At 71.5% G+C, this 22,036-nt stretch carries 20 protein-coding genes; 9 read left to right on the top strand and 11 right to left on the bottom strand.

Going from position 1 to position 22,036, the window contains the following annotated elements:
* Nucleotides 1-329: 329 nt before the first annotated feature.
* Nucleotides 330-2,789 carry a DEAD/DEAH box helicase gene (locus AB0M82_RS11595; protein ID WP_364720445.1) on the top strand — a complete coding sequence of 820 codons (2,460 nt, stop codon included), beginning with the start codon at nucleotides 330-332 and terminating at the stop codon, nucleotides 2,787-2,789.
* Nucleotides 2,790-2,872: 83 nt separating this feature from the next.
* On the opposite strand, the gene AB0M82_RS11590 is transcribed toward AB0M82_RS11595, so the two are convergent.
* From AB0M82_RS11590 to ssd, 8 genes are all read right to left on the bottom strand, one after another.
* A complete protein-coding gene (locus tag AB0M82_RS11590) occupies nucleotides 2,873-3,490 on the bottom strand; it encodes a bifunctional DNA primase/polymerase (RefSeq protein ID WP_364720136.1) in 618 nt (205 codons plus the stop codon).
* Between the two features lie 493 nt (nucleotides 3,491-3,983).
* Nucleotides 3,984-4,316 carry an Rv3654c family TadE-like protein gene (locus AB0M82_RS11585; RefSeq protein ID WP_364720134.1) on the bottom strand — a complete coding sequence of 111 codons (333 nt, stop codon included), beginning with the start codon at nucleotides 4,314-4,316 and terminating at the stop codon, nucleotides 3,984-3,986.
* Nucleotides 4,317-4,440: 124 nt separating this feature from the next.
* Nucleotides 4,441-4,773: a TadE family type IV pilus minor pilin gene (locus AB0M82_RS11580; RefSeq protein WP_364720443.1), complete on the bottom strand. Its 333-nt coding sequence runs from the start codon at nucleotides 4,771-4,773 to the stop codon at nucleotides 4,441-4,443.
* 20 nt (nucleotides 4,774-4,793) lie between these two features.
* Nucleotides 4,794-4,970 carry a DUF4244 domain-containing protein gene (locus tag AB0M82_RS11575; protein WP_364720132.1) on the bottom strand — a complete coding sequence of 59 codons (177 nt, stop codon included), beginning with the start codon at nucleotides 4,968-4,970 and terminating at the stop codon, nucleotides 4,794-4,796.
* Between the two features lie 26 nt (nucleotides 4,971-4,996).
* Nucleotides 4,997-5,722, bottom strand: a complete 726-nt coding sequence (locus AB0M82_RS11570; RefSeq protein ID WP_364720129.1) for a type II secretion system F family protein — start codon at nucleotides 5,720-5,722, stop codon at nucleotides 4,997-4,999.
* The gene (locus AB0M82_RS11565) at nucleotides 5,719-6,483 is read right to left on the bottom strand and encodes a type II secretion system protein (RefSeq protein WP_364720126.1); all 765 of its coding nucleotides are present in this window, start codon (nucleotides 6,481-6,483) and stop codon (nucleotides 5,719-5,721) included. Before AB0M82_RS11565 ends, AB0M82_RS11570 begins: the two co-directional genes overlap by 4 nt.
* 58 nt (nucleotides 6,484-6,541) lie before the next feature.
* Entirely contained in the window at nucleotides 6,542-7,693 is a 1,152-nt protein-coding gene (locus AB0M82_RS11560; protein ID WP_364720125.1) for a TadA family conjugal transfer-associated ATPase, read from the bottom strand.
* Between the two features lie 375 nt (nucleotides 7,694-8,068).
* Complete coding sequence (gene ssd, locus AB0M82_RS11555; RefSeq protein ID WP_364720123.1) at nucleotides 8,069-9,142, bottom strand: septum site-determining protein Ssd; 1,074 nt, start codon at nucleotides 9,140-9,142, stop codon at nucleotides 8,069-8,071.
* A 505-nt stretch (nucleotides 9,143-9,647) separates the two neighbouring features.
* On the opposite strand from ssd, the gene AB0M82_RS11550 reads away from it, so the two are divergent.
* From AB0M82_RS11550 to AB0M82_RS11520, 7 genes are all read left to right on the top strand, one after another.
* Entirely contained in the window at nucleotides 9,648-10,478 is an 831-nt protein-coding gene (locus AB0M82_RS11550) for an HAD family hydrolase (protein WP_364720120.1), read from the top strand.
* An 841-nt stretch (nucleotides 10,479-11,319) separates the two neighbouring features.
* Entirely contained in the window at nucleotides 11,320-13,059 is a 1,740-nt protein-coding gene (locus tag AB0M82_RS11545) for a glycoside hydrolase family 3 N-terminal domain-containing protein (protein ID WP_364720440.1), read from the top strand.
* Nucleotides 13,056-14,339, top strand: coding sequence for a DUF1343 domain-containing protein (locus AB0M82_RS11540; RefSeq protein WP_364720118.1), 1,284 nt, complete (start codon nucleotides 13,056-13,058; stop codon nucleotides 14,337-14,339). Before AB0M82_RS11545 ends, AB0M82_RS11540 begins: the two co-directional genes overlap by 4 nt.
* A gap of 47 nt (nucleotides 14,340-14,386) precedes the next feature.
* Nucleotides 14,387-16,114: a serine hydrolase gene (locus AB0M82_RS11535; protein ID WP_364720437.1), complete on the top strand. Its 1,728-nt coding sequence runs from the start codon at nucleotides 14,387-14,389 to the stop codon at nucleotides 16,112-16,114.
* Nucleotides 16,115-16,325: 211 nt separating this feature from the next.
* Nucleotides 16,326-17,327, top strand: a complete 1,002-nt coding sequence (locus tag AB0M82_RS11530) for a MurR/RpiR family transcriptional regulator (protein WP_364720116.1) — start codon at nucleotides 16,326-16,328, stop codon at nucleotides 17,325-17,327.
* Between the two features lie 23 nt (nucleotides 17,328-17,350).
* Nucleotides 17,351-18,280: an N-acetylmuramic acid 6-phosphate etherase gene (locus tag AB0M82_RS11525; RefSeq protein WP_364720114.1), complete on the top strand. Its 930-nt coding sequence runs from the start codon at nucleotides 17,351-17,353 to the stop codon at nucleotides 18,278-18,280.
* Between the two features lie 87 nt (nucleotides 18,281-18,367).
* Nucleotides 18,368-19,450: a HoxN/HupN/NixA family nickel/cobalt transporter gene (locus tag AB0M82_RS11520; RefSeq protein ID WP_364720434.1), complete on the top strand. Its 1,083-nt coding sequence runs from the start codon at nucleotides 18,368-18,370 to the stop codon at nucleotides 19,448-19,450.
* Between the two features lie 10 nt (nucleotides 19,451-19,460).
* Here AB0M82_RS11520 and AB0M82_RS11515 read toward each other — a convergent pair whose 3' ends face one another.
* The 3 genes from AB0M82_RS11515 to AB0M82_RS11505 all read right to left on the bottom strand — a co-directional run bounded on the left by AB0M82_RS11515 (nucleotide 19,461) and on the right by AB0M82_RS11505 (nucleotide 21,311).
* A complete protein-coding gene (locus tag AB0M82_RS11515) occupies nucleotides 19,461-19,991 on the bottom strand; it encodes a hypothetical protein (protein WP_364720111.1) in 531 nt (176 codons plus the stop codon).
* A gap of 103 nt (nucleotides 19,992-20,094) precedes the next feature.
* On the bottom strand, nucleotides 20,095-20,817 hold the full coding sequence (locus AB0M82_RS11510; protein ID WP_364720109.1) for an oxidoreductase: 723 nt from the start codon (nucleotides 20,815-20,817) through the stop codon (nucleotides 20,095-20,097).
* On the bottom strand, nucleotides 20,814-21,311 hold the full coding sequence (locus AB0M82_RS11505) for a phosphoribosyltransferase (RefSeq protein ID WP_364720106.1): 498 nt from the start codon (nucleotides 21,309-21,311) through the stop codon (nucleotides 20,814-20,816). The genes AB0M82_RS11510 and AB0M82_RS11505 overlap by 4 nt, the downstream gene beginning before the upstream one ends.
* Nucleotides 21,312-21,424: 113 nt before the next feature.
* On the opposite strand from AB0M82_RS11505, the gene AB0M82_RS11500 reads away from it, so the two are divergent.
* Entirely contained in the window at nucleotides 21,425-22,018 is a 594-nt protein-coding gene (locus tag AB0M82_RS11500; RefSeq protein ID WP_364720103.1) for a GNAT family protein, read from the top strand.
* The last annotated feature ends 18 nt before the right edge of the window (nucleotides 22,019-22,036 follow it).

The following is a 22,036-nucleotide window of genomic DNA, read 5'->3' as shown; positions in this document are numbered from 1 at the left end:
CGCGTGCGCCGGCGTCGACGGCAGGCCGAGGGTTCGACACGGCCGACGCTGGCATGGACCCTGTACCGAGCGACACGCTAGCCGGGCAGCAATGCACGTCTCACATGACGCTCACCACAGAGAGTGTGGATTGCGGGAGTGTATTGGTATCGCAACCAGGGTCTTCACGCCGTCCCAGGGACGGTACATTCCGTTACCTTGTGAGGCTCCTCACTTGATCGATCCCTCTCTCGCCGATCCGTTGGGGCGGTTGAGGTGCGAGAACTGTCGGACCCCTGTGCCAAGCTCGGCGGGTGGACGACTCACGTGGGCGGCGGCTGCTGGGGCGGGTGACCGCCGGCATCCCGTCGCGCGAAGATCCGATCACGCACGTCGCCGACCTGCCGGGCCGGGCCGCGCGCTACGCACCGTGGCCGGCTTGGGCCGATCCGGCGGTGATCGGTGCGCTGCGTGACTGCGGGGTCACGTCTCCTTGGGCCCACCAGGCCGAGGCGGCTTCGCACGCGTACGAGGGCCGCCATGTCGTGATCTCGACCGGCACGGCGTCGGGCAAGTCGCTGGCCTACCAGCTGCCGGTGCTCTCACGGCTGGCCGCGGGCGAGAAGGCGAACGCGCTGTATCTGTCGCCGACCAAGGCGCTGGGTGCCGACCAGCTACGGTCCGTGTCCTCTTTGGACGTACCGGGTGTGCGGGCGGCGTCGTTCGACGGGGACACGCCGATGGTGGAGCGCGACTGGGTGCGCGCGCACGCGAACTGGGTGTTCACCAATCCGGACATGCTGCACCGCGGCATCCTCTCGGCGCACGGGCGGTGGGCGTCGTTCTTCCGGCGGCTCAGCTACGTGGTGGTCGACGAGTGCCACAGCTATCGCGGGGTCTTCGGCTCGCACGTCGCCCTGCTGCTCCGCCGGCTCCGGCGGGTGGCCGAGCACTACGGCGCTTCGCCGGTGTTCGTGCTCGCTTCGGCGACAACGGCTTCGCCGGCTTCGTTCGCTTCGCGACTTACCGGCGTCTCGTGTCTCGCGGTGACGGAGGACGCGTCGCCGCGCGGCGCCCGGACGGTGGCGTTGTGGGAGCCGCCGCTGCTGGAGGAGCTGACTGGGGAGAACGGCGCGCCGGTCCGGCGTTCGGCCGGCGCGGAGACGTCGCGGATCCTCGCCGACCTCGTCGTCGAAGGCGCGCGGTCACTGGCCTTCATCCGGTCGCGGCGGGGCGCGGAGCTGGCCGCGCTGGGTGCGCGTCGCATACTGTCCGAAGTGGACCCGGCGCTGACAGAAACTGTTGCGGCGTATAGGTCCGGTTATCTTCCCGAAGAGCGGCGAGCACTCGAGGCGGCGCTGCTCTCCGGACGGCTGCTGGGCGTCGCGACGACCAACGCGCTCGAGCTCGGCGTCGACATCGCGGGCCTGGACGCGGTGGTCCTCGCCGGCTACCCGGGCACGCTCGCGTCGTTCTGGCAGCAGGCGGGGCGGGCGGGCCGCTCCGGCGACTCGGCGCTCGTGGTGTTCGTCGCGCGGGACGACCCGCTCGACACCTACCTGGTGCACCACCCGTCGGCGCTGCTCGACCGGCCGGTGGAAACGGCGGTGCTCGATCCCGCGAACCCCTACGTGCTGGCGCCGCAGCTCGCGTGCGCCGTGGCCGAGCTGCCGCTGACTGTCCCCGAACTGGAAATGTTCGGCGGCTCGGCGGCCCAGGAGGTGCTGACCGAGCTTGCTGAACAGAAGCTGCTGCGGCGGCGGTCGAGCGGCTGGTACTGGACGTCCCGGGACCGGCCGCACGCCGAGGTCGGGATCCGCGGGACCGGCGGGGAGCAGATCGCCGTGGTCGAGTCGGACTCCGGCCGGATGCTCGGGACGGTCGACCCGGGCTCGGCCTGCTTCGCCGTGCACCCCGGCGCGGTGTACCTGCACCAGGGGTCGTCGTACGTCGTCGACGAGCTGGACCTGGAAACCGGGCTGGCGCTGGTCCACGCGGAGAACCCGGACTGGACGACGACACCGCGCGAGATCGTGGACATCTCGGTGCTGAGCACCCAGGAGAAACAGGACTTCGGCGGGGTGAGCGTCTGCCTCGGCGAGGTCGCCGTGACGTCGCAGGTGGTCGGCTACCTGCGACGCCGTCCGTCCGGGGAGGTGCTGGACCACACGCCGCTCGACCTGCCGGAGCAGAGCCTGCGCACGCGGGCCGTCTGGTACACGATCTCGTCGCAGCTCCTCGGGACCGACGGCGCGCCGGGGGCGCGTGCCGGTTCGAGCGGCTCCAGCGGTTCGGCCGATGGCAAGGCGGGGACCGGGGGCCATCGGGTGGGGACCGAATCTGCGGGGCCGCTGGAAACCGGGGAGGAAACCCAGGCGAGCGGTCGGGGGCCCGCTCGCGAGGGTGGTGGCAGGACACCGGGGGGTGCCGGATTGGTTCCGGCACGGGTCCCCGGTGCCCTGCATGCCGCCGAGCACGCGGCGATCGGCCTGCTACCGCTGTTCGCTACGTGCGACCGATGGGACATCGGCGGGGTGAGTACCGCGTGGCACGAAGACACCGGGGAGGCGACGGTGTTCGTGCATGACGGCCATCCCGGGGGTGCGGGATTCGCCGAACGCGGTTATGCCGCGATTGTCCCGTGGCTGGTCGCAACGCGGGAGGCGATCGTCTCCTGCGAGTGCCCGACGGGGTGCCCGTCCTGCGTTCAGTCACCGAAGTGCGGGAACGGTAACGAACCGCTGGACAAGGCGGGTGCGGTGGCCGTCCTGGGAACCGTGCTCGGGGCGTTGCGTCAACACGGGGCCTAGGCCGGCCACTGGTGGTTCATGGAGTTGTGTCCTGCTCCGCCCCGGCCGGGCTGGGACCGGCCGGTGGCGGTGGTTCGGGTGGTTCAGGCCGCAGTGGTCTGGACCAGCTGCGGGGAGTGCTGGCCGGCCAGGGCGCGGACGAGGACGTCGTGCACCTCGGCGGCGTCCGGCAGCTGCCAGCCGCACACCTCGGGCTTGACGCGCCAGTGCACGACACCGTGCTGGAACGGCGACGGCGGCAAGGGGATGTAGCTGTCCTTGCCGTGCCACTGGATCGACGGGCGGGCGGCCAGCTCGGCCGGCACGTGGTCGGCGACGGTGGTGAGGAAGAGCCAGCGGCCGTTCGGCATCGCGACGATGGGCGCGGGGTGACCGAGGGCGCGCAGCAGCCGGCAGGCGCGCTTGCCGAGTTCGTCGTCGACCTCGAGGGCGTCGAGGACGGTGCCGGTGGCGACGAGCAGGCTGTGGGTGCGGCTGGAGAACCAGGTGGCGACCTCGTGGGCGTGGGTGCCGATCTGCTCGCGCCAGGCTTCACTGGCGGGGATCGGACGGCGCCAGGTGAGGTCTTCGCCGTCGGTGAGCGGAGCGGGGTCGACTCCGGGGAGCACCGGCCAGCCACGCCAGGCGAGACCGATCGCCTCCGCCCGCAGTTCGATGCGGAAGGCGCCCCGCCAGCTGTCCGGCCAATTCGCGTCCAACATTGTCTTCCTGCCTGCCTTCAAGTTCCGGTTCTCCGCGACCCGTTAAACCCGGTCGTGGTGTCGCACATCTCACTTAACGGCAAGTTGCACATCGCCCGGAACCCCCGCGCGACAACCGGTGGTTACGGGGCGATGAACGCCCGGTAGTTCGTACGGCCCGACCGAACCCGGTGGCGCGGATCGACGGTGAGCGGTGACCGGCGACGAACCGCTCGTCGAGCGAAACGCCAGGACCGGCACCCCACCGACCCGGTGCACGACCGGGTGAAGAACCCCTGTTCGGCCCAGGTGGGCAGCCGATTCGACCGCTCGCCGTGCACCGACGACCGCTGCCCGTGACCATCGGCCGCTCATCCTCCGGTTCCGCGGATCAGCCGGTCATCGCCGCATACCGACCGGTCGGCGTCCGATGAGCGGACAGGAGCAGCAGGTCGATGGCCACCGGGGTGTGCCAGTTGTCCGAACCACGCGGGCTACGGCCGGAGGCGGGCGGTCACGGCGGGCGACCTGCGGGTCCCGCGCGAGCCCTGGCGGACGGGCCGGGCAACCCGGCGAGCCCGGGACTCGGCGCCCGGACTTCGACCAGGGCGTCGAGCCGCTGCCATCGGCAGGTCAGGAGGGTGACACCCATCCGCTCGGCGACCCACCTGGCACGTTCGCACGCCCGGGCGGGACCTTCCACGACATGCGAGGCCGCGGCAAGAGCACCGAGGTCGGCCGCGGCCTCCACCCGGTGCCGGGCGATCACCGCGGCGGCGACCCAGAAGCCGAGGACGGCCACGCCGGTCACTGCGGCCACGGCGATCGCTGTCCAGATGGTGGCCACTCCGCTGTCGGGGCTGCTCTCATGGTGCCGCGCGATGCGGTGGAGCCAAGCGGTGACCGGATCACCGTCGCTCCGGTGGGGGCCGTGCCGATCGGGTGCTGGTGGCTTCGTCGGCCGTCGTGATTCAGCCCGCACTGGTGGCCTCCGTGCCTGGCTCGGCCACCGCGTAGGCGGTTGCGGCCAGCTCGATGGCCGGGAGCAGACCGCCGGCCGGGTGGGCCGTCACCTTCACCGTTATCGCGTCGCCCGCCTGGTCGATGGCGAGGTTCGCGCCCGGTGGGGCGATCGCGTCGACCGCCGTCGCAGCCTCCTGTGGCTGGCCTCTCGCCGCCAGACGCGCTGCCTCGCGGGCCGCGTCCGTGCAGCGCAGCTGGCCGGTCAGCACCGTCAGGCCGGCGACCAGCAGCACCGTCACCACTGTCAGCCCGGCCAGGCCGAGCGCCGCCTCGACGGTCACCGAGCCTTCGTCACCGCGTCTCACGACGGCACCGTCAGGGCCTTCATGACCAGGCTCGTCAGCCACGAGACGACCGAGTCTCCGGTCAGCAGGGTGTAGAGGACAGCGGCGAAGGCCGCGACGGCGACGGTGACGATGGCGTACTCGACCGTCGTGGAACCGTCGTCGGAGCCGGGCCGCCGGTGGAACGCGCGCATGGGTTTCCCTTCGGTACTTGTCGTGGTCAGAAGAGCGGGCCGAGACGTCCGGCCAGGCCGAGGACGACCGGCAGCACGCCCAGGCAGAAGAAGGCGGGCAGGAAACACAGACCGACCGGGAGCGCGAGCGCCACCCCGGCTCGTTCGGCGCGCTCCTCCGCCTCGGTGGCCAGCTCGTCGCGGAACCGTCCGGCAAGGTCGGCGGCCGCGGTGGCGAACGCGGCGCCCGAGCGGGACGTCCGGATCGCGGCTGCGGCCAGCTCGCCGAGGCCCGGGACAGCCTGGACCGGCGTCCAGGCCTCGCCGGGACGGGAGCCCAGCGCGAGCAGCCCCGCGGTCGAGTGCAGCGCCGCACGCGCCGAGGCGGGCGCGGTGCCGGCCACGGCGTCGAGAGCCGAAGGAACGGGCAGCCCGGCGCGCAGGCAGGCGGCGAGGAGATCGAGCGTCCCCGCGAGCCGGAGCCTGGCGGCGATGTCCGCGGTGGGTGCTCGCGGCCGGCGGGTGCGGCGGATCGCCCACCACCCGGCGGCGGTCACGACCACGCCGACGACCACCCCGGCCACCCCGCCGATCAGCATCGCCGTCGAGGCGCCACCCAGCGTCGTCGCGATGTGCGGCACCGCGCGATGCCACGGGCGGAGACGCTCAGCCTTCGGGCCGCCCGCCAGCCAGCTGAACCGCCGCGCCACCTCGGCGTCGCCGGGCCAGCTGAGGAGAGCACCGGCGAAGAGCACGAGTGCGACCGCGTTCATCGGATCCGCACCCGTCCGGTCAGGGCACGGCACCAGGCCGTTCCCGCCCAGAGCAGCACGCTGCCGGCGACCAGCAGCAGCTGCCCAGGTGCGCTCCCGGCCAGCACGGCCAGCGGGGCCGCACCCATGGCCTGCCCGAGCAGCACGCACAACGCCGGGAGTCCGGTGAGCACCGCCGCGCTGGCCCGGGGCCCGGCCAGTTTCGCGCGCATCCGGCGTGCGAACGCCAGACCGGCTTCGGCGTCACGGCGGGCCGCGTCGAGGACGTCGGCCATCGGCAGGCCGTGGCGCCTGCTCAACGTCCACGCGGTCGCCAGCTCCGGAAGTGCCGGCGCGTGCAGCCCGCTGTCGAGGCGGGCCGCCGCCGCCAACGCGCGGAGGTCACCCGCCACGGCCGGGACGACTTCCGCGGCCGCTTCCGCCGCCGTCACCGGGTGGGCGCCGGACCGCAGCTCGGCCACCATCGTCCGCAACGCCGTCGCGGTGTGGGTGGCCATCGCGAGTTCCGCGGCGGCACAGCGGTGGGCTCGCCATTCCTGTCGCCACGCCAGCGTCAGCACGCCGGCGGCGATCGCGCCGCCGACCCCCGCGAGCAAGCCGCCGAGCGCTGCCGGGAGCAGCCATCGGATGACGGCCCACACCTCGGGAAGCCGGATCCGGAGCGTCGCGGGGTGCTCGACCGCGGCCTCGAGGCGGTTCGGCGCCGCGGGCCAGCACGCCATGGCCGCGCCCACGCAGAGCGGGACCCACGGGGTGATCACCGGCGTCTCCTTCGCCTGCGCGGGAAAACCAGCAAGGCGATGCGGACCAGCAGAAGGCTCAGCACGCGATCGCCCCGGAGGTGACGAACAGGTGGCGGTCGACCGTCCAGCGGCCCGCGCGCCACACCGGCACCACGCGGGCCCGGCCGTGCTCGGCGCGGAGCACGCCGACTTCGGCGAGGCGCCGCCGGCCGTCCGGTTCGCGGCGCATGTGGAGCACCACGCGGATGGCGGCGACGAGCTGGCTGTGCACGGCCTCGCGGCCGAGGCCGCCGAGCGCGGCCAGTGCCTCGATGCGGGCGGGCACCTCCGCCGGGGAGTTGGCGTGGACGGTGCAGGCGCCGCCGTCGTGGCCGGTGTTCAGCGCGGTGAGCAGTGCGCCGACCTCGGCACCGCGGACCTCGCCGACCACCAGCCGGTCGGGCCGCATGCGCAGTGCTTGGCGCACCAGTTCGGGCAGGCCGACCGCACCGGCACCCTCCACATTGGCCGGGCGAGCGACGAGACCGACGAACTGCGGGTGTGCGGGCTGCAGTTCGCCGGCGTCCTCTACACAAACGATCCGCTCGCCGGGGTCGACCGCGCCGAGCAGCGCGGCCAGGAGCGTGGTCTTGCCCGCGCCGGTGCCGCCGGTGACGAGGAACGCCATGCGCCGCGCGACGACGGCCCGTAACAGCTCCGCGCCGCGCGCGTCGAACGCGCCGAGTTCGCTGAGGGTGGCGAGGTCGTGCGTTGCCGGGCGGAGGACGCGGAGGGACAAGCAGGTGCCGCCGGCCGCGATCGGAGAGAGGACGGCGTGCACGCGGATCCGGCCGTGGGGACCGGAACCGGGCAGCCAGCCGTCCACAAAGGGCTGGGCGTCGTCGAGCCGGCGGCCTGCCGCGAGGGCGAGGCGCTGGGCCAGGCGGCGGACGGATTCCTCGTCGGAGAAGCGGATTCCGGTGCGAGTGAGGCCTTCGGGGCCGTCCGTCCAGACCTCGTCCGGGCCGGTGACGAGCACGTCGGTGGTCGCCGGGTCGTCGAGGAGCGGGGCCAGCGGGCCGGCGCCGACGAACTCGTCACGGGCTTGGCGAGCCGCGTCGAGCACCGCGTCGTGGCCGAGGGCGCCTCCCGCTTCGGCGCGGACGGCGATCGCGACGGCGACCGGGTCGGCCCGGCGGCGGTCGCCGGCCAGGCGATTGCGGACGCGGTCCACGAAGTCGGTGGTCATGGGTTCACCTCCCCGGCCGGTGGGCGGCTGCTCGTGACGAGAGCTGATGCCGGGGAAGAGCGGAGACGGGTCTTGGGGTGGGTTGCCGCGCCTGGCGGGGTGGTGCCGGACGTCGGATGCGAACGGCCGTGGTGAACGCGGCCGGCCCTGGCCGTCACTCGGGTGCCCGCCGACGGGCGACGGGGACCGATACTGGTGATCATCGGGTGGCCTCCTCGAGGTGGTTCGGCTGAGCCGGCTTGGTCGGGGATGTCAACAACGTCAAGAAGTTCTTCGCGCTCACCGAGCCACGGCCCGCCAGGGTCAGGATCGTCGGCAGGAGGAGATCGCCCACTCTGATCGGAGCGCCCAGTGGGCGGAGGTGGCCGGCCGCGGTCATCGGGACGCCGCCCGGGCTTCGCGGCGGGCCACCGCCAGGACATCCACCGCCGCCGAGGCCAGCGGGCCCGTCGGCTTCGTGGGGAACTCGCCTCGCTCCACCGCCGCGCCCAGGCCGCGCTGCGGGAGCATCGAGGCCAGCAAGGGCGGGCCGAGGAGGCCTGCCATCTGAGCGGGCGAGACGCCGCCGCGGGACCGTCCACACGCGACCACGCCGAGACGGGCAGTCAGTTTCGACAGCGGGCGCAGGACCTGCTTCGCCGCCATGCACGCGCGGAATTCGATCGGCACCACCAGTACCACCAGATCGGCCACCGTGACCGCTTCCGCGGTCGCGTCGCCGAGGGTGCGCGGGAGATCGCACACCACCGTGCGGCCCGAGCGGCGGCCGGCGGCGAGGACCGCCGACAGCGACTCGACCGCCGGACCCTCGCCCTCGCGGCCGCACGCCAGCACCGGCAGGCTGCCGCCGCGATGTCCTCGTTGCGGGAGGGCGGCGGCCAGCGCCGGCACCGAGACGCGGCCGCTGAGCCGCACCTCCGACCAGCGTGGCCCCGGCGTCTTTTCCAAGCCGAGCAACAAATCCAGGCCACCGCCCAGCGGGTCGCAGTCCACCAGCAGGGCGCCGCCGGGATCGTGATCGGCCGCCAACGCCAGCGTCGCGGCGAAGACGGACGCGCCCGCGCCGCCACGGCCGCCGACCACGCCGAGCACCAGGCCGGCCTCCTCCGCCGGAGTCTCGACGACGTCGGCGAACGCGCCCGCGAGTTCGGTCTCCTCGTCGGGCAGCGAGATCACGCGCTCGACACTCCGGCGGAACGCGTGCTCCCACGTCTTCGGTCCCGGGCTGCCCTTGCAGACCAGGAGCACCCCGCCGCGCCGGGGCAGGGCGGGTGGCAGCTGCGCGGTTTCTTCGTCGAGGACAACCAGTGGCGCGCGGGCCCAGTGCTCGCGGGCCGCCGTCAGGTCCGGTGCGCGCTCGAGTTCGCAGCCCGCCACCGCGGCCACGCGCAGTATCTCGTCGAGCACGGTTTCGTCCGCGGCCACCACCAGCGGTCGTTCCCCCGCCATGCGTTCCTCCCCCGTCGTCGGTGCGGGCCGTGGGTGGCCCGGCTTCCACCGTCGCGGTCGGCGGGGTGGCGGCACAACGGGTCGGGCGCCCGGCTGTGGACAACCGGGGTGTTGTGGACAACTGCCGCCCGGAACCGGCTCGCGGGCCGGCTCTGTCGGTGGGCTGTGGCAGGATCGCGCCCGCCCGTGACGCACGTGCGGCGGGGGCGCGGCGAACTTCCGCGTTCGAAAGCAAACGGAAGGTAAGAGGGCGGCCCCCGCCAGGGGGGAGGGACGGGGGCCGCCGTGGGTTCAGCCCCGGGGGGTCGGACTGAACCAGCCCGGTTGGACACCGGGCTCCCTCACTGTAACTCCGCTGGGCGCGGGTTCGCGCGCCGGACGAGGCACACAGTTCGGTAACGGCACAGCGCGCCGGAAGTGCCTTCCTGTCATGGATTTTCCGGCGGCTCGGCGCGTGCGTGGTGGATCAACGGGACGCGCCACGATCAAGCTCTATCCTGGGCGGGTGGCCGAACCGAGCAGCGCGCCGTCGCGCATCCGGAACCCGGGCCCGGAGCACGCGGTGGCCGCGTTCTTCGACCTGGACAAGACGATCATCGCCTCGTCGAGCGCGCTGGCGTTCAGCAAACCATTGCTCAGAGAAGGACTGATCAACCGTCGCGCCGCGTTGCGCAGCGCCTACGCGCAACTGGTGTTCTCGCTCGCCGGCGCCGACGAAAACAAGACCGAAAGGCTGCGCGCCGAGGTTTCCGCGCTGTGCACCGGCTGGGACGTCGCGCAGGTTTCGGCGATCGTCCGCGAAACGCTGCACGACGTCGTCGACCCGCTCGTGTACGCGGAGGCGGCGGAGCTGATCGCGCGCCATCGCGCGGACGGGCACGACGTCATCGTGCTGTCGGCGACCGGCGAGGAGGTCGTCGCGCCGGTGGCGGAGATGCTCGGCGCGACCCGGAGCGTCGCCACCCGGATGCAGATCGTGGACGGCCGCTACTCCGGCGAGGTCGACTTCTACTGCTACGGCGCCAACAAAGCCGTCGCCGCGAAGCAGCTCGCCGCGACCAACGGCTACGACCTCGCCGAGTGCTTCGCCTACACCGACTCGAGCACCGACATCCCGCTGCTCGAGGTCGTCGGGCACCCGCACGCGGTCAACCCGGACAAGCTCCTGCGGCGCGAGGCCCTCGACCGCGGCTGGCCGATCCTGGCCTTCGACCGGCCCATGTCCCTGCGCACCCGGATCCCGACCCGATCGGCGGGAATCGTGGCTCTCGGTGTCGGCGCGGTGGCCGCCGGCGCGACCTGGTACAGCCTCAGCCGTCGCCGGCGGTCCCGATAACCGCGACGCGGCCACCCACCCGGCCGTACGGCCTCCACTTTGCTTGGCCCAGCCCCGAATTGTCCGTCGCGCAGGGTGCCGGTGTCACCCGATCCAGCCTCTGTACCGGTGCACCCGTCCGCGCACTTGAAGTGATCGGGCTCACGGCGTAGAAAGTAGGTGCGGACGTTCGGTCGGCCAGGGAGCAGGTAGAAGAGAAGCCTGTTCCACCCCGGCAAACCTCCGTGCGCGGACTCCGGGTACCCACGCGCAGCGCGCCGCGGGAGGCTCGTCGTCTAGGGACTGCGTAGTGGGACGCCACACGCCGAGTCCATGTAGGTACGACCAGAGTTGCACGCTTGGTCGCCCGAGAAGTTCGCGCTTGCAGGCGGCGCCCGTGGCCCTCGGCCATGGGCGCCGCCTCATCTATGCGGCAGGTGGGACACGCCGGTGGCGGCGCCGAGTGTGCGGACATCACATGTGACCAGCGGGGCATCACGCGTGTCTGGAGGGGCATCACGCGTGTTCGGAGGGGCATCGCGTGTGGGCAAGAACCGATCTCGCGTGATCGAAGCCGTAACTCGCGTGATTGAAGACGGAACTCGCGCGATCTCTCGGCACCGCGGCGGTGCCCGAAACGCGCCGCCCATGTTGCGAACGGCGAGTTTCCTACCGATCCGGGCACGACTGGACCGTTGGTGCGGTCGGTCGATGGACAGCGACGGATTCGGTGAGTAGCTTCCCGATACTGGCGCCTCCGAGTGGACTTCTCACGTACGCCGGGCGCCCGCAACTTTCTGGGAGGCTGGTCGTGACGACCCGAAATCGGAGGTTCCATGCGCTCGCCCTGCCCGTCGCGGGGGTGCTCGCCCTCACCGGTGTGGGTGTCGCGACCGCCGCGAGCGCGCCGCGGGTGAGCGCGGACGCGCAGGCGGCCGCCGCGGCGACACAGGCACTGCGCGGGCTGTCGCTCGAGCAGAAGGTCGGGCAGCTGTTCGTCACGTGGGTGAACGGCAAGACGGCCGACGAGGTGAACCCGAAGAACCAGGCGGACTTCGGCGTCGACACCCCGGCGCAGGTCATCCAGAAGTACCACCTGGGCGGCGTCATCTACTTCAACAACGACTCGCGCGACAACTTCGACGACCCCGTACAGGTCGCGAAGCTGTCCAACGGCCTCCAAAAAGCCGCCATCACGAGCGGGGCGCACATCCCGCTGCAGATCGCCGCCGACCAGGAGGGTGGCACGGTGACGCGGATGGGCGCGCCGGCCACCGAGTTCCCCAACGCCATGGCCATCTCGGCCGGCCGGGACACCGGGCGCGCGACGGAGGCCGCGGCGATCCTCGGCCGCGAACTGCGCGCCGTCGGCATCAACCAGGACTTCGCGCCCGATTCGGACGTCAACTCCAACCCCGTGAACCCGGTCATCGGCGTCCGGTCCTTCTCCGGGCAGCCCGGCCTGGCCAGTGACTTCGTCACCGCCGAGGTCAAGGGCTTCCAGAAGACCGTCGCGGCGACCGCCAAGCACTTCCCCGGGCACGGCGCCGCGCCGACCGACAGCCACACCGGGCTGCCGCGGATCGACAGCACCGAGGCGCAGTGGCGGGCCACCGACGTGCCGCCGTTCAAGGCCGCCATCGCGACCGGCGTCGACTCGATCATGAGCGCGCACATCCAGTTCCCGAGCCTCGACCCGTCGCTCGAACCCGCGACGCTGTCGAAGCCGATCATCACCGGCAAGCTGCGCGGCGAACTCGGCTACGGCGGCGTCGTGATCACCGACTCGCTCGAGATGCAGGGCGTCCGCCAGCTGCACAGCGACGCCGAGATCCCGGTGCTCGCCCTCAAGGCGGGCGTCGACCAGCTGCTCATGCCAGTGCACCTCGACGTCGCGATCAACTCCGTGCTCAACGCCGTGAAGTCCGGAGACATCCCGATGCAGCGGATCGACCAGAGCGTGCTGCGCGTGCTGAAGCTGAAGTTCAAGCGCGGCATCCTGTTCTCGCCGTTCGTCGACCCGAACAAGGTGATGAAGAGCGTCGGCACGCCGTCGAGCCTCAAGACCGCGCAGGACATCGCCGACCGCGGCATCACGGCCATCGCGAACGACGCCGGCCTCCTGCCGCTGAAGCAGAAGCCCGCGACGGCGCTCGTCACCGGCTGGGGCGTCTCCACGACGGCGGCGCTCGCGCGGAAACTGACCGCCCACGGCACGGCCGCGACCGCGTACCAGACCGGTCAGGCCCCCACGGACGCCCAGATCGCGCAGGCGGCCGCCAACGCCGGGAACGTCGACCTCGTCGTCGTGCTGACCAACAACATCGGCGGCTTCCCCCTGCAGACCAAGCTGGTCGACGCCCTGCAGGCCACCGGGAAGCCGGTCGTCGCGGTCGCCGCGCAGATCCCGTACGACGCGGGGTACCCGACCACCGTGAAGACCTGGCTGGCCACCTACGGCTACATCACGCCGACCCTGGAAGCACTGACCAAGGTGATCCTCGGCGAAACGAAGCCGGTCGGGAAGCTGCCGGTCGACATCCCGGCGGGGGCCGACGTGCACACCGTGAAGTACCCGTTCGGCCACGGGCTGACGTGGTGAACGTGAACCGGCGCCACTTCCTCGGCGCGAGCGCGCTCGCGGTCCCGCTCCTGGCGGGCGGCTCCGCCGTGGCCGGGGCGCAGCCGGAAACCCAGGCGCAGCCGGAAACCGCGGCGCACCCGGGCCGCGTCCTGACCGGCGCGGAGCAGCTGGCCGCGCAGGGCTGGCGGTCCCTCAAGGGCCGCAAACTCGGCGTGCTGTCGAACCCGACCGGGGTGCTGCTGAACGGTGACCACATCGTCGACTCGATGGTCGCCGCCGGCGTGAAGCCGGTGGCCGCCTTCGGGCCCGAACACGGCTTCCGCGGCAGCGCGCAGGCCGGCGGGTCCGAGGGCGACTACACCGACCCGCGCACCGGCATACCGGTGTACGACGCGTACGGCGTCGACGCGACGAAGCTCGCTTCGCTGTTCACCAAGGCGGGCGTCGACACGGTCGTCTTCGACATCGCCGACGTCGGCGCGCGCTTCTACACCTACATCTGGTCGCTCTACACCGCGATGGTCGCCGCGGCCAAGACCCAAGCCGCCTTCGTCGTGCTCGACCGGCCGAACCCGCTCGGCGGCCGGGCGGCCGGGCCGGTGCTCGACCCGAAGTTCGCCTCCGGGATCGGGCGGAAGCCGATCGCCCAGCAACACGGCATGACCGTCGGCGAGCTCGCCCGCTTCTTCGCCGAGGAGTTCCTTCCCGGCGAAGGCGTGCGGCTCGCGAAGCTTGAGGTCGTCCAGGTCCGCGGCTGGCAACGCGACACGTTCTTCGCGCAGACCGGGCTGAACTGGGTGCTGCCGAGCCCGAACATGCCCACCCCCGACACCGCGCTCGTCTACCCGGGCACCGGCATGTTCGAAGGCACGGTGTTCTCCGAGGGCCGCGGCACGACGCGGCCGTTCGAGATCATCGGCGCGCCCGGGCTCGACTGGCGCTGGCGAGAGAAGCTCGAAGACCTCGCTCTGCCCGGCACCCGGTTCCGCGAGATCTACTTCGTGCCGACGTTCAGCAAGTTCGTCAACCAGACCTGCGGTGGCGTGCAGCTGAGCGTCACCGATCCACGGGCCTTCGACGCGATCCGGACGGCGGTCGCCATGCTCGTCACGGCGAAGGCGCTGCACTCGGACGTCTTCGCCTGGCGCCCCGACAACTACATCGACAAGCTCTCCGGGTCCGACCGCCTCCGCACCATGGTCGACGCCGGCGCGGGCGTCGACGAGGTCACCGGGGCCTGGCGGGCCGAGCTGGCCGAGTTCGACCGGAAACGTCGCCGCTACCTGCTCTACCGCTGAGGGGGAGACTCGTGCGTGCTAGGAAGGTCCTCACCGCGGCCGCCGGAGTGCTGGTCGCGCTGACCACGTTGACTGTGTCGGACTCGGGAGCCAGCGCCATCACCGGAAGCCACGACGCCGGCCGCTTCGACCGGCCGCAGCAGGGTTTTGCCCCGCCGTGGACGACCCTGCGCGACGGGACTCCGCGAGAGGTCGACCTCGACCCGGCGCCGATCAAGGCGGCCGAGGACTTCCTGGCGAGCTGGACGAAGCCGGACGCCACCGGCCACCCGCACTTCTCCGGGGCGGTCGGGCTGCTGGCGCACGACGGCGTGGTCGTCGACCGGTACGCGGTCGGTGGCGCGCTGCGGTACGCCGACGCCGCGGGCACCGAGCTTCCGGCGGACCAGCAGGTCCCGATGCGGAACGACACGATCTTCGACATGGCGTCGATCTCGAAGCTGTTCACCTCGATCGCCGTGCTGCAGCTGGCCGAGCGCGGGCAGCTCACCATCGACACCCCGGTCTCCCGCTTCTTCCCCGAGTTCGCGACCGGCGACAAGGCCGCCATCACGGTCAAGATGCTGCTCACGCACACCTCCGGGTTCGACGCCGACCCGGTGCCGTCGCTGTGGAAGGGCTACCCGGACATCCCGTCGCGCCGCCAGGCCGTGCTCGACAGCCCGCTGAAGAACAAGCCGGGCACGACGTACCTCTACTCCGACATCAACCTGCTCACCCTCGGCTTCATCGTCGAAAAGCTGACCGGCAAGTCGTTGGACAAGGTCGTCCACGACCGGATCGCCGCGCCGCTCGGCATGGCCGACACCGGTTACAACCCGCCCGCGGCGAAGCTGAACCGGATCGCCGCGACGGAGTTCGAGGCCACCCCGCCGCGCGGGATGGTCCGCGGCAGCGTGCACGACGAAAACGCGTGGTCGCTCGGCGGTGTCGCGGGGCACGCCGGGGTGTTCAGCACCGCGAGCGACATGGCGGTGCTGGCCCAGACGATCCTCAACGGCGGCAGCTACCGCGGGCACCGGATCCTGGGCGAGGACACCGTCCGGCAGCTGCTGACGAACTACAACCAGCAGTTCCCGGACGACTCGCACGGCCTGGGCTTCGAGCTCGACCAGCCCTGGTACATGGGCGCGCTGGCGTCGCCGGTCACCGCCGGGCACACCGGCTTCACCGGGACGACGCTGGTCATCGATCCCGAGTCGCGCTCGTTCGCGATCCTGCTCACCAACCGGGTGCACCCGACCCGGACCTGGGGCTCGATCAACACCGCCCGCCAGGTGTGGGCGACGTCGCTGGCCAGGGCCATGGCTGTGCGGCCGGCCGTCGGGAAGGACGCCTGGACGAGCACGCTGGGTAACGCCAGCATCGCCACGCTCAGTACTCGCGCATTTACTACGCAAAGTGATCAAGCGCGGGTAACGTTCTACACTTTCGTGGACACCGAAGGAAACACTGATCCACTCCAGCTGCAGGTCACCACCGACGGGGTGAACTGGCAACCGATCGCGCTATCGGTTTTCGGCCCGGGAGCACCCTCCGGAAACGTGACGTCGCTCTCCGGGCACGGACACCGTGCCTGGTGGAAGGCGGCGGGCGCGCTGCCGCAGGGCGCGGCGGTGAGCCTCCGATGGCGTTACAGCACCGACCCGAGTTACACGGGACGAGGAGTTTCGGTCGACGGTGTGAAAGTCACCGAGAGCGGCCGATCACTCCTCGACGGTGAACGGAACCCTGCCGCTTTCGTCGCAGAGGGTTGGCAGTTGAGCGCTCGGTGACGGGACTATCGCTCGCCGTCGACCATTTGCCGGAGTTTACCGTCTCCTTGCCGCTTGCACCGCGACACTAAGTTGCCAAGTCGTTAGCTTGACCTCGTTAACAAGGTCGACCCTGTTGGCGACTTTCTGGTCAACGATTAATCGCAAATCGAGATCCGCAGACACGGACGGGTTGCGATCGTACCGAAGGGTGTGGTTAGCCTTGTCGCAAATGCCAACGGTTAGTAACTTTCCGACGGTGAGTGATACCGAATCCGTAACCGGCCCGGCACTGTCCGAGCCCGTATCGGTCCAGTCGACGGTGCGAGACGCCGACTCCAGTCCGCTGGTGCGGATCCGGTCTCTGCTCCCCGGCCTGGCCCGCGCCGAGCAGCGCGTGGCCAAGGTGGTGCTGGAGGATCCCGCCCACGTGGCGAGACGCAGCATCACCGAGGTGGCCCTGGCCGCCAACACGAGCGAGACCACGGTGACGCGGTTCTGCAAGGCCGTCGGCGTCGGCGGGTACCCGCAGCTGCGCATCGCGCTGGCCGCGGACACCGCCCGCACCGAGGCGCGCAGCTCACGCAACCTCGGCGGCGAGATCGGCCCGGAGGACGACCTGGCCGCCGTGATCGGCAAGGTCAGCTTCGCCGACGCGCGGGCGGTCGAGGAGACGGCGGAACAGCTCGACGTCGCCACGCTGGAGCGCGTGATCGAGGTCGTCGCGAACGCCGGCCGCGTCGACGTCTACGGCGTGGGCGCCAGCGCGTACGTCGCCGCGGACCTGCAGCAGAAGCTGCACCGCATCGGCCGCGTGTGCTTCGCATGGTCGGACACGCACATCATGCTCACCTCGGCCGCGGTGCTGAGCCCCGGTGACGTCGCGATCGGCGTCTCGCACACCGGTGCGACCACCGACACCGTCGAGGCGCTGCGGGTGGCCCGCGAGCACGGCGCGATCACCATCGCCGTGACGAACTTCCCGCGGTCCCCGATCACCGAGGTCGCCGACTACGTTTTGACCACGGCCGCCCGGGAAACCACGTTCCGTTCGGGGGCGACGGCAAGCCGGATCGCCCAGCTCACGGTCATCGACTGCCTGTTCATCGGTGTCGCGCAGCGGCACATGGACGCGTCGGTCAACGCCTTGGACGCCACCAGGGACGCGGTCGGCTCGCATCGCTTGGGGGTCAGGCCGGACGGTCGTCGCCGTCCGCGGGAAACCGGCAAGTAATGACCGGAGAAAAGGTGAGGCGCATGATGACCGTCCCCGTGCAGGCGGTGCACGTCGATTCGCCGACCGAGACCCGCAATCCCCGCACCACGGACATCGACCTGATGTCCACCGCGGGGATCCTGGGCGCGATCAACGCCGAGGACCGCACGGTCCCCGGTGCCGTCGCCGCGGTGCTGCCCCAGGTGGCACGCGCGGTGGACTACGCGGTCGACGCCCTGCGGGCCGGTGGCCGGGTGCACTACGTCGGCGCGGGGACGTCGGGGCGGCTGGCCACCCTGGACGCGGCCGAGCTGGTGCCGACGTTCAACGTGCCGGGCGACTGGTTCATCGCGCATCACGCCGGCGGCGAGCGTGCCCTGCGCCAAGCCGTCGAAAACGCGGAGGACGACTCGTCGGCGGGAGCCGCCGAGATGGCCGCGATGGTGCAGCCCGGCGACTTCGTGCTCGGGCTGACGGCGTCGGGCAGGACGCCGTTCGTGCTGGGCGCGCTGGCCGCGGCGGCGCGCCAGGGTGCCCGGACCGGGCTGGTCTCGGGCAACCCGATGGCCGCCAAGCCCGTCGGTGTCGACGTGCTCATCGCCGTCGACACCGGCCCGGAGGCGATCGCCGGCTCGACCCGGATGAAGGCGGGCACGGCGCAGAAGATGATCCTGACGTCGTTCTCCACGGCGACGATGATCAAGCTCGGCCGGACCTACTCCAACCTGATGGTCAGCATGCGGGCCACCAACGCGAAGCTGCGCGGCCGGACCATCCGGATCCTGCAGGAGGCCACCGGCATGACGATGGCGGACTGCTCGGACGCGCTCACCGAGGCCGGAGGCGACCTCAAGGTGGCGCTGGTGCACCTGCTGTCGGGCTCGGACGTGACGAGCGCGGCGAAGGCGCTCCACACGTCCGGCGGCCACGTCCGCAAGGCGCTGGACACGCTGCGGGTGCGGGCCAGCTGACCCGGGTCCCGGGTGGCGGAGCCCGGCACTCGTTGCCCATCGCCGGTTCACCTGCCTAACCTCTCGGAGGAGAGGTCGGGGGTGGCGATGACGGGCGCGGCGGCGCGGCGCGGGCTTTCGCGTCGCGAGCGGGTGTCGATCGGCGCGATGGCGGGTGTCGTCCTGCTGCTCAACGTCGTGGGCTGGGTCGTGCTGGCGATGTTCGTCGCGCCCCGGCACTACGCGCTGGGCACGTCCGGCGTGTTCGGGATCGGGCTCGGAGCCACCGCGTTCACGCTCGGCATGCGGCACGCGTTCGACGCCGACCACATCGCGGCGATCGACAACACGACCCGCAAGCTGATGGCCGACGGGCAGCGGCCGCTGTCGGTCGGGTTCTGGTTCTCGCTCGGGCATTCGACGATCGTCTTCGCGCTGTGCCTCCTGCTCTCCCTCGGCGTCCGCGCCCTGGCCGGGCCGGTCGAGGACGGCTCCTCGTCGCTGCACGAAGTCACCGGCTTGATCGGGACGTCGGTGTCCGGTGTGTTCCTGTACGTGATCGCGATCCTGAACCTCGTCGTGCTCGCCGGGATCCTGCGCGTGTTCCGGCGGATGCGTCACGGCGAGTTCGACGAAGCCGCGCTCGAACGCCAGCTGGCCAACCGGGGCGTGCTGAACCGGCTGCTGCGCGGTGCGACGAAGGCCGTGCGCAAGCCGTGGCACATCTACCCGGTCGGGCTGCTGTTCGGGCTGGGCTTCGACACCGCGACCGAGATCGGGCTGCTCGTGCTGGCCGCGGGCGCCGCGACGTTCGCGCTGCCCTGGTACGCGATCCTGGTGCTGCCGATCCTGTTCGCCGCGGGGATGACCCTGTTCGACACCGTGGACGGCTGCTTCATGATCTTCGCCTACGGCTGGGCGTCCGCGAAGCCGGTGCGCAAGATCTTCTACAACATCACGGTGACGGCGCTGTCGGCCGCGGTGGCGCTGGTCGTCGGGACCATCGAGCTGGTGTCGATCCTGGCCGGGAAGCTGGCCATCACTTCGGGGCCGCTGGCCGCGATCGCGTCGGTGAACCTGGACTACGTCGGGTTCGGCATCGCCGGGCTGTTCGTGCTCACGTGGGTCATCGCCCTGGCGGTGTGGCGGTTCGGGCGGATCGAAGAGAAGTGGTCGGCGAAGCTTTCCTGACGCCGAAAGCTCATGGCGCGTAAATCGTGAGTGTCGTCGGGCCGGTGAGACTCCCGATACCCGGTCCCGCGCACGCGAGGGCATCCGGCGTCACCAGCGTGGCCACCTGGACCGCGCTGCCCGGCGCGTACCGCCCTGCCGTGATCACCCCCGTGTTGGTGACCACGACCTGACCGGCGGCCACGGTCGTCGTGAAGTTGTAGGTGAAGGTGGTCGGCGCGGCCAGCGGATTGCCCCACACGTACGTGCGGGACGTCGAGCCCGCGTTGAGCAGCGTCGTGCAAGAGACCACGTCGGTGAACACCTGCTTGTAGGACGCGTTGAAGGCCTGCGGGTCGGTGCAGACGGGGAAGGTTCCGGTGAGGACACCGGCCACGAGCTGGGGTGTGTTGGTGATGGGCGGGTCGTAGGTGACCGCCCAGGTGCCGACACAGGTCTGGACGGCGGCCGCAGCCGACGCGGGTCCCGCGGAGGCCACCACGCCGCCCGCCGCGGCGAGCACTGCCGCCAGGAAAGCACCGAACTTCCGCGACCGGCCCATGGGCAGTCCACCCCTCCCGCACGCACGCCACGACCTTCGTAATAGACCACGGGCGGGGACGCGCCGACTACCGCCGTTCGGACGGCCGACCGCCGTCGCAGTGTCAGGAAGCCGCGTCCGAGATGCTCTTCGCTTCGCGCGCGCCCGCTTCGAACGCTTCGCAGCAGAAGAGCAGCCACGCGCGGACACCTTCCGGAGTCCCGCCCGCGAATCCTTCGGCGGCTTCGAGATAGCGCGGCACGCGGCGGAAGAACATCACCTCGGGCACGCTCAACGACTTGGGATCCAGGCCCGTCGCCACCATCGTCAGCCGTGCGGCCGCTCGCGCCACCACGCCGTCGGCGCTGCCGAACGGCTTGAGCGCCAGCAGTTCCCCGTGCACGACGGCCGTCAGGACCGGGCCCGGCACCGACGTCGCCCCGGTCACCAGCTGCGCCAGCATCTCCAGGCGGCCACCGCCGGAATGCGGGCGCCCCAACGCGTCCGGGTCGCCGACGAGGTCCGCCGCGGCCAGGACGTGCAGCCGCGCCAGCGCCTGCATCGGCGCCCGGCGCCACGTCGGGAGGAGCGACTCCAGGGTCTCCGCGACGCGCAGCGCGCCGGCGAGGACCGGGTCGTCGACCGCGCCGTCGGCGGGCAGTTCCGGGTTCGCGCCTTCGATGCCGGCGGACGCGCGGGCGGCCCGCACCGAGGCTTCGGCCGCCGTCGCCGCGCCGCCGCGGAGGTTGGCCGGGAGTCGGTGCACCGCGAACACGGCGTCCTGCGCGGACTTCGCCGCCGCGGCGACGCCTTCGAGGTCGAGCAGGGGCTTCAGCGGGTCGCTCATGCGTCGAGCACCTGTCCTTCGCGCCGCACCACGGGCGGCAGCACCGACCACGGGAAGTTGATCCACCGGTCGGTGTGCCGCCAGACGTACTCGCACTTCACCGTGGAGTGCGGCTTCTCGTAGACGACCGCCGAGCGCACCTCGGCGACGTGGTCGAGGCAGAAGTCGCGGACGAGCTTGAGGGTGGCGCCGGTGTCGGCGACGTCGTCGGCGATCAGCACCTTCTTGCTCGTCAGGTCGACGACGTTGGGCACCGGCGGCAGCACCACCGGCAGGTCGAGGCGCTGGTCGACGCCCGTGTAGAACTCGACGTTCATCACGTGCAGGTTCTTCACGTCGAGCGCGTAGCCGAGCGCGCCGGCGACGAACAGGCCGCCGCGGGCGATGGACAGGACGAGGTCCGGCACGAAGCCGTCGTCGGCGATGGTGTGAGCCAGTTCACGGCTCGCCGTGCCGAACAGCTCCCAGCTCAGCTCTTCCCGCTCTTCGGCCATCGAGCCCGCCCCTTCCGTCGTGTCCGCCGAGCATAGGCAACACCAAAGTGGACTTTGGAAATGCTCGGAAATTGGCTATCCGAAGCAGCCAATACTCGTCTTACGGTGATCACGTGAGCGACTGGAACACCCCACCGACCTTGTCCGGGCAGCACGTGCGTCTGGAGCCGCTGACGTCCGAGCACGCCAAGGGCCTGTTCGAGGCGGGCACCGACCCGGGCATCTGGGCGTGGCTGAGCAGCCGGCAGCCCGCCGACCTCCCGGCCGCCGAGCGGATGGTCGAGCAGGCCCTCGCCGACCCCGACCGGTGGCCCTTCGCGCAGATCGACGTCGCTTCCGGCCGCGTCGCCGGGACGACGTCGTACTACCAGATCGTGGCGAAGCACCGGATCCTCTCGATCGGGCACACCTGGCTCGGCGCGGACTGGCAGCGCACCGGGCTGAACACCGAAGCGAAACTGCTCCTGCTCACCCACGCGTTCGAAACCCTTGGCGCGCAACGGGCCGCGTGGGAGACTGACATTCGCAACCTGCGCTCGCAACGCGCCATCGAACGGCTTGGCGCGCTTCGCGAAGGCGTGCTGCGCGCGCACCGGATCCGGCCGGACGGCTCCTCGCGCGACACCGTCACGTATTCGATGCTGGCCCCGGAGTGGCCCGCCGCGAAAGCCCGGCTGAACGAACGCTTGGCCAGGGCGGCTCGGTAGACCGGCGGACAAGGTGGG

Source organism: Amycolatopsis sp. NPDC051128 (assembly GCF_040682715.1).
In the GTDB taxonomy this organism is placed as follows: Bacteria; Actinomycetota; Actinomycetes; order Mycobacteriales; family Pseudonocardiaceae; genus Amycolatopsis.
Note: the sequence above shows the minus strand (reverse complement) of the source record. Positions and strands in the feature narration are given on the sequence as shown.